At 71.7% G+C, this 12,103-nt stretch carries 12 protein-coding genes; 10 read left to right on the top strand and 2 right to left on the bottom strand.

Translation table 11 applies throughout. The features are described 5' to 3' along the window. The first annotated feature begins 15 nt into the window (after positions 1-15). The 9 genes from ACYVK7_RS03325 (at position 16) to ACYVK7_RS03285 (ending at position 8,461) form a co-directional block, all read left to right on the top strand. The gene (locus ACYVK7_RS03325) at positions 16-669 is read left to right on the top strand and encodes an NAD(P)H-binding protein (protein ID WP_460886250.1); all 654 of its coding nucleotides are present in this window, start codon (positions 16-18) and stop codon (positions 667-669) included. 88 nt (positions 670-757) lie between these two features. Continuing rightward, complete coding sequence (locus ACYVK7_RS03320; RefSeq protein WP_460886249.1) at positions 758-1,624, top strand: endo alpha-1,4 polygalactosaminidase; 867 nt, start codon at positions 758-760, stop codon at positions 1,622-1,624. A gap of 70 nt (positions 1,625-1,694) precedes the next feature. Beyond that, the gene (locus ACYVK7_RS03315; protein ID WP_460886248.1) at positions 1,695-2,471 is read left to right on the top strand and encodes a FadR/GntR family transcriptional regulator; all 777 of its coding nucleotides are present in this window, start codon (positions 1,695-1,697) and stop codon (positions 2,469-2,471) included. Between the two features lie 124 nt (positions 2,472-2,595). Beyond that, complete coding sequence (locus tag ACYVK7_RS03310) at positions 2,596-3,909, top strand: extracellular solute-binding protein (RefSeq protein WP_460886247.1); 1,314 nt, start codon at positions 2,596-2,598, stop codon at positions 3,907-3,909. Beyond that, positions 3,909-4,871, top strand: coding sequence for a carbohydrate ABC transporter permease (locus ACYVK7_RS03305; RefSeq protein ID WP_460886246.1), 963 nt, complete (start codon positions 3,909-3,911; stop codon positions 4,869-4,871). Before ACYVK7_RS03310 ends, ACYVK7_RS03305 begins: the two co-directional genes overlap by 1 nt. Continuing rightward, a complete protein-coding gene (locus ACYVK7_RS03300) occupies positions 4,868-5,740 on the top strand; it encodes a carbohydrate ABC transporter permease (protein WP_460886245.1) in 873 nt (290 codons plus the stop codon). The genes ACYVK7_RS03305 and ACYVK7_RS03300 overlap by 4 nt, the downstream gene beginning before the upstream one ends. A 43-nt stretch (positions 5,741-5,783) precedes the next feature. Beyond that, positions 5,784-6,998, top strand: a complete 1,215-nt coding sequence (manD, locus tag ACYVK7_RS03295) for a D-mannonate dehydratase ManD (protein ID WP_460886244.1) — start codon at positions 5,784-5,786, stop codon at positions 6,996-6,998. A 97-nt stretch (positions 6,999-7,095) separates the two neighbouring features. Continuing rightward, a complete protein-coding gene (gene sigK / locus ACYVK7_RS03290; RefSeq protein ID WP_460886243.1) occupies positions 7,096-7,677 on the top strand; it encodes an ECF RNA polymerase sigma factor SigK in 582 nt (193 codons plus the stop codon). Next, positions 7,670-8,461, top strand: a complete 792-nt coding sequence (locus ACYVK7_RS03285; RefSeq protein ID WP_460886242.1) for an anti-sigma factor — start codon at positions 7,670-7,672, stop codon at positions 8,459-8,461. Before sigK ends, ACYVK7_RS03285 begins: the two co-directional genes overlap by 8 nt. A 102-nt stretch (positions 8,462-8,563) precedes the next feature. Here ACYVK7_RS03285 and ACYVK7_RS03280 read toward each other — a convergent pair whose 3' ends face one another. After that, a complete protein-coding gene (locus ACYVK7_RS03280; protein ID WP_460886241.1) occupies positions 8,564-9,250 on the bottom strand; it encodes a fasciclin domain-containing protein in 687 nt (228 codons plus the stop codon). Between the two features lie 184 nt (positions 9,251-9,434). Between ACYVK7_RS03280 and ACYVK7_RS03275 the strand changes: the two genes are divergently transcribed. Next, a complete protein-coding gene (locus tag ACYVK7_RS03275) occupies positions 9,435-11,219 on the top strand; it encodes a cytochrome c biogenesis protein CcdA (protein ID WP_460886240.1) in 1,785 nt (594 codons plus the stop codon). Positions 11,220-11,255: 36 nt separating this feature from the next. Here the strand turns inward: ACYVK7_RS03275 and ACYVK7_RS03270 are convergent, their stop codons facing one another. After that, a complete protein-coding gene (locus ACYVK7_RS03270) occupies positions 11,256-12,050 on the bottom strand; it encodes a hypothetical protein (RefSeq protein WP_460886239.1) in 795 nt (264 codons plus the stop codon). Positions 12,051-12,103 lie beyond the last annotated feature (53 nt).

Below are 12,103 nucleotides of genomic sequence, written 5' to 3'. Positions count from 1 at the left end.
ACGGAAGGAAGCACCATGTCCCGTGTTCTGATCATCGGTGGCCACGGCAAGATCGCGCTCCGGCTCGCCCCGCTGCTGGTGGAGCGAGGCGACGTCGTCACGAGCGTCATCCGTAACCCGGACCACCAGGACGAGGTGGCAGCCACGGGGGCGATCCCGCTGGTCGCCGACGTCGAGCACCTCGACACCGACGGGCTCGCCACGGTCGTGGAGGGGCAGGACGCGGTGGTCTGGTCGGCCGGCGCGGGCGGCGGGAACCCGGACCGGACCTACGCCGTCGACCGTGACGCCGCCATCCGCACGATGGACGCCGCACGGGCGGTGGGGGTGGCCCGCTACGTCATGGTGTCGTACCTCGGTGCCCAGACCGACCACGGTGTGCCGGAGGACAACTCGTTCTTCGCCTACGCGGAGGCGAAGGCCGCTGCCGACGAGCACCTGCGTGCCTCGGCGCTCGACTACACGATCCTCCAGCCGGGACCGCTCACCATGGAGGAGCCGACGGGTCTCATCGACGTGGTCGACCCCGGCGACGGCCGGGTCTCGCGGGCCGACGTCGCGGCGGTGGCCGCCGCGGTCCTCGCCGACGACTCCACCGTGGGACGCACCATCCCGTTCGGCAACGGCCGGACGCCGATCGCGGAGGCCGTCGCCGGACCACAGGCCTGATCCGGTGGCAGGGCGGGAGCGATCACTCCGACTGAGCGGTTGCCGGCCTCCCGTTCTGCCACCGCGACGTTCCACCTACGATCGGCAGATGCCTCAGCTGATCGTCACCGCGCTCGTCGCCCTCACGCTGACCGCCTGCCAGGGCGGTCCGAGCGCCGGGGCGGAGGAGCGTGACACCGGTCGGGACGCCGCGTCGGTCACCGTCGCCGACGTGCCGCTCCCGCCCGTCAGCGGGCACTTCGACTACCAGCTCGGCGCCGCCTACGAGCCCGACGGCGGGCTCGACGTCGTGGTGCGGGACGCGACCGCCGACCCAGCCGCCGGCGCCTACAACGTCTGCTACGTCAACGGCTTCCAGACCCAGCCGGGCGAGGCCGACCTCTGGCTCGACGGCAACGAGGACCTGCTGCTGCACGACGCCGCCGGAAACCTGGTCATCGACCCCGACTGGCCTGACGAGTACGTGCTGGACCCGTCCACCCCGGCGAAGCGCGACCGCATCCTCGGCATCCTCGGCCCCGTGCTCACGGGCTGCGCCGACGCCGGCTTCGACGCGGCCGAGATCGACAACCTCGACACGTGGACCCGGTTCACCGACCCGGGCACCGGCCTGATCGAGCAGGACGACGCGCTGGCGCTCGCGGCGTCGTACATCACCCTGGCCCACGAGGCGGGCCTCGCGATCGGGCAGAAGAACGCCGCCGAGGTGACGACGGAGGGCCGGGCGCTCGGGTTCGACTTCGCCGTCACGGAGGAGTGCGCGGCCTACGACGAGTGCGGGGCGTACACGGGTGTCTACGGGGAGCACGTGCTCCAGGTCGAGTACACCGACAACCTGCCGGAGAGCTTCGACGTCGTGTGCGCCGGCGCGGACCGTGCCCCGCTGACGATCCTGCGCGACCGGGAGCTGGTGGGGCCCGGAGACGCGGCGTACGCCTACGAGCAGTGCGCATAGGCTCGGCGCGGAGACCTCCGCACGGGGCCGCCGGAGCGGATCGGGCGGCGCCGGTGCTTATCCTCGACGCATGACTTCCCCCCTCGCGCCGCCGCCGGACCCCCGCGACACGGGCACGGCCGGACGCAGAGGGCTGCTCACCGAGCACATCGCGCGGCAGCTCGAGCAGCAGATCCGCACGGGCGAGTGGGCGGTCGGCGTCAAGCTGCCGTCCGAGCGCGAGCTCGCCGTGCAGTTCGGCGCGAGCCGGAACGTGATCCGGGAGGTGCTGCGCCGCCTGGAGGCCACCGACCTCATCGAGGTGGCGCCCGGCCGCGGGTCGTTCGTCACCGAGCAGTCGTCGGCGCATGCCCGGGGGTACGACGCGCTGTACCGCACCGAGCGGCCGACGGTGCGGCAGCTCATCGAGGCGCGGATCCCGCTGGAGGTGGAGATCGCCGGGCTGGCCACGGAGCGTGCCTCCGACGAGCAGGTCGAGGCGATAGTCCGGGCGCTCGACCGGGTCGAGTCGGCGGGCGACGTGGTCGACAAGGCGCGCGAGGACCTCCGGTTCCACGACACCATCGCGGCAGCCTGCGGCAACCCGGTGCTGCGCATCATGCTGTCGTCGATCGGCGGCATGATGTTCGAGATGATGCTGCGGTCCAACTCCGACCCGCGGATCGGGGAGCCGGGGGTGCCGCACCACCCGGAGATCGTCGAGGCGATCCGGGCGCGCGACGTCGACCTCGCGCGCGAGCGGATGCGCGAGCACCTCGCGCTGGGCCTGCGTACCTACGGGCCCGACCTCGACGTCGGCCTCGACCTGATGGCCTCCCGGCACATCGAGACGTTGCTGGGGCGGTAGCGCAGGCGCGCGGCCGGGAGCGCGCCCAGGGTTTTGGGCGCTGCGGAGTCGTCGTGCTAGCGTCCAACTGGTCCTACCAGTTGGACCAGTGACTCCAGGCCACACACGGAGGTGTGACGCACGCATGACACAGTCCCCGAGCCGACGGCGCGCCGGCGAGCTGAGCCGACGGTCGTTCGGCGTGCTCGCTGCGACGTCCGTGCTGGCGGCCTGCTCGCGCGGGCCGCGGACGGCCGCCCCCGGCGCCCCGTTGCGGGTCCTCGCCATCAACCACGTGTGGACGCAGGCGATCAGCCGGTACCTGCCGGAGCTCGAGGAGCGGATCGGCCGTAAGGTCTCCCTCCGGATGCTCACGGCCGACCAGCTGACGTCGAGCTTCAACGTCAAGCTCAACGCGTCCGCCACCGACATCGACGTCATGACCGTGCGGCCGCTGCAGGACCAGCTGATGTTCGCCCGCAACGGCTGGATCGCCGATCTCACCGACCGGGTCGAGGGCGACTCCGGGTACCGCTGGACCGACTTCCAGGCGGCGCCGCGCGAGCGTTCGATCACCGCCGGCGCCGCCGTGAGCGTCCCCGTCGTGACCGAGCGCCCCGCGCTCTACTACCGCAAGGACCTGCTCGAGGACTTCGGGGGAGCGCCGAAGACGCTCGACGACATGCTGGACATCGCCCTGGAGCTCGAGCGCCGCAGCGAGGGCTTCTTCGGGTACGTCGGCCGTGGGCAGCGCAGCGGCGCCGTCACCCAGTGGTCGAGCTTCCTGTACTCGTTCGGCGGCGACTTCATGCACGAGGGCCGGTCCGGCCTCGGTACGCCTGAGGCGGTCGCCGCCTACGAGTACTACGGGCGCCTGCTGCACGAGGCCGGTCCGCCGGGGGCCACGAACATGAGCCTCGAACAGGCGATGCCGATCTTCGCGCAGGGCAAGGCCGCGATGTACGTCGACGCCGACGCGATCTACAGCAACTTCCTGGACACCTCGATCTCCACGGTGTCCGACACCGTGGGGTTCGCGCCCTTCCCCGCGGGTCAGGCGGGTTCCGTGCCGCACAACATCCCCTCCTGGAGCCTCGCGATCAACGAGTTCTCGCTGCTGCGCGACGACGCCTGGGAGTTCATCCGCTGGGCGTCCAGCCCGCGCATGGTCGCCCGCCTGCAGTCCGAGGGCATCCCGGGCGCCCGACAGTCGGTCTGGGACGACCCGGACACCCTGGCGTCCTTCCCCGCCGACCTCGCCGAGGCGATGCGCGTCAACGCCACCAACGGCGTCGGGTACGACCGTCCGGCGGTGATGCAGGTGGGCCGCGCCCGCGACATCGTGGGCCGCCCGCTCGTGGCGGGCATCCTCGGCGAGGACGTCCCCACCGTTGCCGCCGACGCGGACGCCGAGTTCGACGACTTCCTCGTCCGTGACAACCGTCAGCGGGAGTTCTGATGACCACGACCACGACCCGCGCCGCCGACGGCGCCGCAGCCGTCCGGCGCACGCCGCCGTCGGGCGAGAAGCCGGTGGTGACCTTCGAGACGGCGAACCGCCGGCTGAAGTGGGCCCTGCTCGCGCCCGCACTGGCCTTCGTCGGCCTGATGATCGTGTTTCCGCTGGTGTTCACGATCAACCTGAGCCTCACCGACGCGTTCGGCGCCGTGAACGCGGGCAACACCTACGTGGGCCTGCAGAACTTCGCCGACGCGCTCACCGACACCCGCCGGTTCTGGCCGGCGGTCGGGCGCACCGTGGTGTTCACGCTCGGTGCCGTCGTGCTGGAGACCATCCTGGGACTGGCCCTCGCGATGCTCCTGCGCAAGCCGTTCCGCGGCATGGAGGTCGTCCGCACCATCCTGATGGTCCCGCTGCTGGCCACACCGGTCGCCATCGGCATCCTCTGGATGCTCATCCTCGACCCGACCAACGGCATCGCCAACCACCTGCTCGGGTCCGTCGGGATCCCGCCGCAGGAGTTCCTCGGCTCGGTCTCGCAGTCGCTGCCCACCCTCATGCTCATCGACGTGTGGCAGTGGACCCCGATGATGACCATCCTGCTGCTGGCCGGCCTGACGACGCTGCCCGAGGAGCCGGAGGAGGCCGCCCGGGTGGACGGCGCCAACGCGTGGCAGCGGTTCGTCCACATCACCCTGCCGATGCTGCGCACCACGGTCCTGACGGCTCTGGTGCTCCGCGGCGTCGACGCGCTCAAGACGTTCGACCTGATCTACGCGACCAAGGGCCCGGGCGGCGGCTCGGACTTCGAGGCCGAGACGCTGAACGTCTACGCCTACGGCCTCACCTTCGACTACCAGGAGTACGGCCTCGCCTCCGCCGTCCTGGTCCTGTTCACGCTGTTCATCGTGGCCGTGGTGGTCTTTCTGCGGCGCCGGACCGAGAGGAGCGCCTCGTGAGCGCCGTGACCACGTCCGCCCGAGCTGCCCAGCCCGTCGTGGTCCGCCGCCGACGCGGCCCGCAGCGCGCGTACGGCGCTCTGCGCGCCGTTCTCATCACCGTCGTGTGCGCGGTCATCTCGCTGCCGGTCATCTGGATGATCGCCGCGGCCTTCAAGACGAACGTCCAGGTCACCGACCCCACGGTCGGGCTGGCGTTCTCGCCCACCTGGGACAACTTCAGGAACGTCCTCGCCGACGGCGCGCTCGTGGACTCGTTCGGCAACTCGATGGTCATCGGCGTCGTCTCGACCGCGCTGAGCGTGGTCATCGCAGTGCCCGCCGCCTGGGCGGTGGGCCGGTTCCGGATGCGCCGTACCGGCTCGATCGTCCTCGTGGCGCGCATCATCCCGGCCATCTCGCTGCTGGTGCCCTGGTACTACATGTTCGCGCAGCTCGGTCTGGTCGGCAGCCACCTGGTGCTGGTCCTGAGCCACATGTTCGTGTCCGTGCCGCTGATCCTGTGGATCATGATCGGGTTCTTCGAGGGCCTGCCGGTCGAGCTCGAGGACGCCGCACGGACCGACGGGCTCTCCGCCTTCGGGGCGTTCCTGCGGATCGCGCTGCCGCTCGCGGCGCCGGGCACGGCGTCGGCCGCTGTGCTGGCGTTCGTCTTCAGCTGGAACAACTTCATCTTCGCCCTGATCCTCGCGGACGAGCGGACCATGACGATGCCGGTGCTCCTGTTCAACTTCATGTCCTACGCGAGCACCGACTGGGGCGGCCTGATGGCGGCCGCGACCCTCATGACCGTGCCGGTGCTCCTCGCCGCGGTCTTCGGACAGCGCTACCTCGTCGCGGGCCTCACCGCCGGCGCCACCAAGGGCTGACCGCGGCCCGCCGCCACCCATCCCGCCGACAGAAAGTCACCGCATGAAGATCATCGACGCGAACGTCGTCGTCACCTCGCCCGGCCGCAACTTCGTCACGCTCCAGATCACCACGGACGACGGCGTGACCGGACTCGGCGACGCCACCCTCAACGGCCGCGAGCTCGCCGTCGTCAGCTACCTGCGCGACCACGTCGTGCCGCTGCTGATCGGCAGGGACCCGCACCGGATCGAGGACGCCTGGCAGTACCTGTACCGGGGCGCCTACTGGCGCCGCGGCCCGGTGACCATGGCCGCCATCGCCGCGGTCGACGTCGCCCTGTGGGACATCAAGGCGAAGGTGGCCGGCCTGCCGCTGTACCAGCTGCTCGGCGGCGCCAGCCGGGACCGGATCCGTGCCTACGGGCATGCGAACGGCTCCAGCCTGCCCGAGATCTTCGACTCCGTGCGGGCGCTGCGGGAGCGCGGCTACCAGGCCATCCGCGTGCAGAGCGGGGTCCCGGGGCTCACGTCGGTCTACGGGGTGCACACGACCACGTCGGCCGACGGGTCGGCGCCGGACGTGCTCGCGCAGCCCGCCGTGGAGGACTGGGACACCGCCGCCTACCTGCGGTACATCCCGCGGGTGTTCGAAGCGGTCCGCAACGAGTTCGGCCCGGACCTGCCCCTGCTGCACGACGCGCACCACCGGCTCTCCCCGATCGAGGCGGCCCGCCTCGGCAAGGACCTGGAGCCGTACGACCTGTTCTGGCTGGAGGACTGCACGCCGGCCGAGGACCAGGAGGCCCTGCGCCTGGTGCGGCAGCACACGACCACGCCGCTGGCGATCGGCGAGGTGTTCAACACCGTGTTCGACTACCAGACGCTCATCGACGACCGCCTCATCGACTACGTGCGGTCCGCCGTCACCCACTTCGGCGGCGTCACCCCGATGAAGAAGCTGTTCGACTACGCGGGCCAGCGCGGGATCAAGAGCGCGATCCACGGGCCCGAGGACATCTCGCCCGTCGGCATGGCCGCCGCGCTCCACCTGGACCTGGCGGTCCACAGCTTCGGCATCCAGGAGTACTCCGGGCACACCGACCTCACCAACGAGGTGTTCCGGCACGCGTACACGTTCGAGAACGGCTACCTGCACCCGGGCGAGGCCCCCGGCATCGGCGTCGAGCTGGACGCCGAGCTCGCGGCCGCCCACCCGTACGAGCCGGGTTACCTCCCGGTCAACCGCCTGAAGGACGGCACGCTCCACGACTGGTGACCACGCCCACGGCACGGAGGGACCCATCCAGGAGCCCGTCGGCGCCGAACCTCGTGTGCAGACCGGATCGGAGGTTCCCGTGGGGCAGACTGGGGCGGTGGCCTCACCACCAGTCCGGACCTCGTCGCGCGACGCTGTCGACGCACTCCTCACGGCGTGCGCCGGGGGCGACCCGGCGGTGTTCACGCCTGTCTACGACGCGCTGGGACCAGTGGCCTACGGTGCTGCCCTCGGAGTGCTGCGCGACCCCGATCATGCGGCAGAAGTGACCCAGGAGGTGATGGTGGAAGTGTGGCAGACAGCGGCACGGTTCGACACGACCCGCGGCTCCGCCCGCACCTGGGTCGCGACGCTCGCGCGCCGGCGCGCGGTCGATCGCGTGCGCTCCGAGCAGTCCCGCCGGGACCGCGACCAGCGGGACACCGACCTGCGCATGGGGGAGGCGACGCGCGACGTCGTCGTCGAGGACGTCGAGCGGAGCCTCGAGGGATCGGCGGTGCGACGCTGCATCGAGGGCCTCACCCCGACCCAGCGTGAGGCGGTGGTCGTCGCGTACTACGGCGGCCTGACGTATCGCGAGGTCGCCGAGCAGCTCGGCGCCGCGCTCCCGACCGTCAAGAGCAGGATCCGTGACGGCCTGGTCCGGCTCCGCGACTGCCTGGGGGTGCGTCATGGCTGACCCGACGAACGACAGCCGACAGCGCGGCGGGAGCGCCGACGTGTGGGACCTGCTGCCCGGGTACGCGCTGGACGCGCTCGACGACACGGAACGGCACGCCGTCGACCGCCTCCTGGAGTCCGACGCCGACGCACGCAGGGCGCTCGCCGAGTACCGCGACGTCGTCGCGGCGTTCGCCGTCGAGACCGCACCGCCTGCCCACCTGCGGGCGAGCGTCCTGGAGCAGGTACGGCGCACGCCGCAGGTCACCGGCCCGGGCGTTCCGGCTGCCGCCCCCGCCCCGGATCCCGGTCCGGCGGCGGGCGGCGCCGACGTCGTCGACCTCTCGGCCCGGCGCCGACCCCGCCGTTGGGGCGTCGCGGCAGCGGCCGTGGCCGCGGTGGCGGCGATCGCCGTGCCGACCACGATCGCCGTGCAGGTGACGGCGGAGCGCGACCAGCTGCGGGAGCAGAGCGAGATCGTGTCCGAGATGCTCGTCGACCCGGACGCGTCCATCCTGCGCGGCACCGTCGACGGCGGCGGCGCGGCCTCGGTGCTGGTCGCCGACGGCGACATGCTCTTCCGCGCCGACGACCTGCCCGACCCCGGCGAGGGCAAGGCCTACCAGCTCTGGGTGGTCGCCGCCGACGGCAGCGTCTCCTCGGCGGGCGTCCTGTCGCTCCGGGACGGCGAGACCTCCTCGCTGGTCGAGGACGTCGACGGCATCGGGATGGCCGTGTCGGTCGAGCCGGAGTCCGGCTCGGAGCAGCCGACGACGGACCCGGTGGTCGTCCTGGGCGCCTGACGGGTTCTCCCGACCCGCAGCATGACGAACGGCCCGTCCCGACCAGGAGGTCGGGACGGGCCGTTGGCGTTCAGCGCCGGCTGCCGGCGGGGTGCGACGTGGTCACATCTTCGGCATGAGCACCGAGTCGACGAGGTAGACGGTCGCGTTCTGGGTCATGACGCCGCCACAGATCACGTTGGCGTCGTTCACCATGAGCTCGTCGCCGCTGCCGCTGACCTCGAGGGTCTCGCCCTGGACGGTGGTCTGCTCGCCGACCACCTGATCGGGCGTGAGCTGGCCGGGCACCACGTGGTACGTGAGGATCTCGGTCAGCATCTCGGCGTCCTTCGACAGTGTCTCCATCGTCGCGGCGTCGATCGCCTCGAAGGCGTCGTCCACCGGCGCGAACACGGTGAACTCGTCACCGTTCAGCGTGTCGACGAGGTTGACGTCGGGGTTGACCTCGCCGCTCACGGCCGAGACCAGGGTCGTGAGCAGCGGGTTGTTGGACGCCGCGACCGCCACCGGGTCGGTGGACATCCCGGTGACCGAGCCGGGTCCGTCCGGCACCTCCTCGGCGTAGGCGGCACAGCCGGGGCCCACCAGGTTCGCGGCCGGGTCGGCAGCCATGTCCTCGGACATCTCGTCCGAAGGCTCCTCCTCGGTCGCCGGGGCCTCCTCGGTCGCCGCGGTCTCGCTCGTGCCGGACGCCTCGTCCCCTGAGCCGGAGCCGCAGGCCGCGAGGCCGAACACGGTCAGGGCGGCGATGCCGGCGGCTGCGTAGGACTTGCGGGTTCGAACGTTCATCGGTCTCTCCTCGGTATGTCGTCGCCCCGCGTCTCACGGGCCGTCTTGACCGTGGTTCGGAGCCGACGGCCACCCGGATGGGCGTCGGAAGGCACGAGTTCTCCGACCGCCCGGACCGCCCGCCGAACCCGCCCCGGGCGCCCGCCGTACCCATCCGGAACGGCCCTTGCGCCGAACCCGCCACATGGGAACCCTCATCGTCATCGGCCTCCTGGGAGGCCTCATCACCGGCATATCGCCGTGCATCCTGCCGATACTGCCCGTGATCTTCTTCGCGGGTGGTGTGCAGGGTGCCAGGACGCCGGGCGCCGCCGGCACGAGCGGCGCGGGCACCGGTGGTACGGCGACCGCGGTGCGGACCCGGCGCTCGCTGCGTCCCTACCTCGTCATCGTCGGACTGGTGCTCAGCTTCAGCGTCTTCACGCTGCTCGGCTCGCTGCTGCTCTCGGTCCTCGGCCTGCCCCAGGACCTGCTGCGCTGGGCCGGTATCACGCTGCTCGTGCTGCTGGGCATCGGCATGATCGTGCCCCGGTTCGAGACCCTCCTCGAGCGGCCGTTCCAGCGCATCGCCGCGTTCGGGGCCAAGCGCGGCGCGGCGCGGCAGGACCGGGGCGCGTTCGTCCTGGGCCTGGGCCTCGGCGTGCTCTACGTGCCGTGCGCCGGACCCGTCCTCGCCGCGATCACCGTCGCGGGCGCGACGGGCAACATCGGCTCGGGAACGGTCGCCCTGACGGTGTCGTTCGCCGTCGGCGCCGCCCTGCCGCTCCTCCTGTTCGCCCTTGCCGGACGGCGCATCGCCGAGCGGGTCCAGGCCTTCCAGCGCCACACGAAGGCCATCCGCACCGGCGGCGGCGTGGTCGTCATCCTGCTGGCCATCGCCCTCGCGTTCAACCTTCCCGCGGCGATCCAGCGGCAGCTCCCCGACTACACCGGGGCGCTCCAGGAGCGCGTCGACTCCTCGGCGGTGGTGCGCGAGGCGCTCGACCTCGGCGGCCTGGTCACCGACGAGAACCGCGAGCTGTCCAACTGCTCGAACGGCGCGCCGGTGCTCGAGGACTGTGGCACGGCACCGGAGATCCGCGGCATCGAGACCTGGCTCAACACGCCCGAGGGCGAGGCACTGACGCTCGAGGCCCTGCGCGGCGAGGTGGTCCTCGTCGACTTCTGGACCTACTCGTGCATCAACTGCCAGCGCGCCATCCCGCACGTCAACGCCTGGTACGACCGGTACGGGGACGTCGGCGAGGGGTTCGAGGTGATCGGCGTGCACACGCCCGAGTTCGCCTTCGAGCGCGAGACGCGCAACGTGATCGCCGGCGCCGAGAACCTCGACGTGACCTATCCGATCGCGCAGGACAACTCCTACGCCACGTGGACGGCGTACCGGAACCGGTACTGGCCCGCGCAGTACCTGATCGACGCCGAGGGCACGGTCCGGCACATCCGGCTGGGCGAGGGTGGGTACGAGCAGACCGAGAAGCTCGTCCGGGAGCTGCTCACGGACGCCAACCCCGGCGTGGAGCTGCCCGAGCCGACCACCGTGCAGGACACGACCCCGGACGACGCGATCACGCCGGAGACGTACTTCTCCATCAAGCGCGTCATCAACTACGCGGGCGAGCCGGAGTACGCGGCCGGCCGCGCGGAGTTCGTCCTCGAGGACGAGCAGCGGCAGGACACGTTCTCGCTCGGCGGGACCTGGGAGGTCGACTTCCAGGGTGCGCGGGCGGTGTCCGACGACGCACGGGTGCGGCTCGCGTACCGGTCGGCCGACGTCTTCGTGGTCCTCGGCGGTGAAGGGACCGTCGAGGCGACGGTGACCGCCGACGGAGAGCCGACCACCACGAGCGTCGACGTCTCGGGCAGCCCGCGGCTCTACCCCCTCCTCGAGGGCGACGAGCCGACCGAGGGGCTCGTGGACCTCGAGGTCCCCGAGGGCGTGCAGGTCTACACCATGACGTTCGGCTGACGCGGACGCCGCCGGAGCTGCTCGGGGACCGGCCGGTCAGAGGTCGTCGAGCAGCAGCACGTCCGGGGGTACCAGGGTGCGGGTCCGCAGCAGCTCCGTGATCAGGTTGTGGTTCAGCGCGTTGCCGACCGGCTCGCCGACCTCCTCGCGGGTCAGCCCGGCGACGCCCGCGCGCGAGAGCCGGCGGCGGACACCGGAGATCAGCCGCTCCACGCGCTTGGGGCCCCACGTCTCGTCGGGCTGCAGCGCACCGAGATCGGTGGCGGTCTGCAGCCAGGTGCACGGCTGGGGGTGGGCGTCGTGCAGCAGGTACTTCTGGGCGAGCGAGATGAGGGCGAGCCGCTCGTCGGCGCGCAGCTTCCACGGCTTGTCGCGCAGCGTCGCGGCATCGTGCGCGGGCCGGGGCAGCTGCCCGTCCGCGCCGGCGACGTACAGCTCGAGCAGGTGCCTGCGGCGGGCCGTGCCGTTCACGAACACCGGCGTGTACCCCTCCTCGACCGGGAACGGTTCGTCCTCGGGGAAGAGCGTCATCGACCGGGGGAGCTCGAGCGCCCGGTGGCCGGTGTTGGCGAGCCACCACTGGCCCTCCCGGAACGTGACGCTGCCCTGGTGCCGGCTGATCCGCACGTCGTCCTCGCCGACGCACACGTGGACCTCCGGCCGGTTGCGCCCGAACACCACCGAGCGCTCCTCGCGTGCCCGGAGCCGGATCCCGCCCGACATCGACAGCGCGTAGATGGTGCCCGGCTCCGACGACGGTACGCCGAAGGCCAGGCTCGCATGGTTGGCGGAGAGCGGTTCCGTGCCCTCCGTCTGTGGGACAACCGTCATGGCGACCTCCAAGTGTTCAGATCGCGAGCGTGGCACGCTCCCTGGGGGACCCC

This window comes from Promicromonospora xylanilytica, assembly GCF_054782895.1.
The sequence above is the reverse complement of the archived record's forward strand: the minus strand, read 5'-3'. Positions and strand labels throughout refer to the sequence as shown.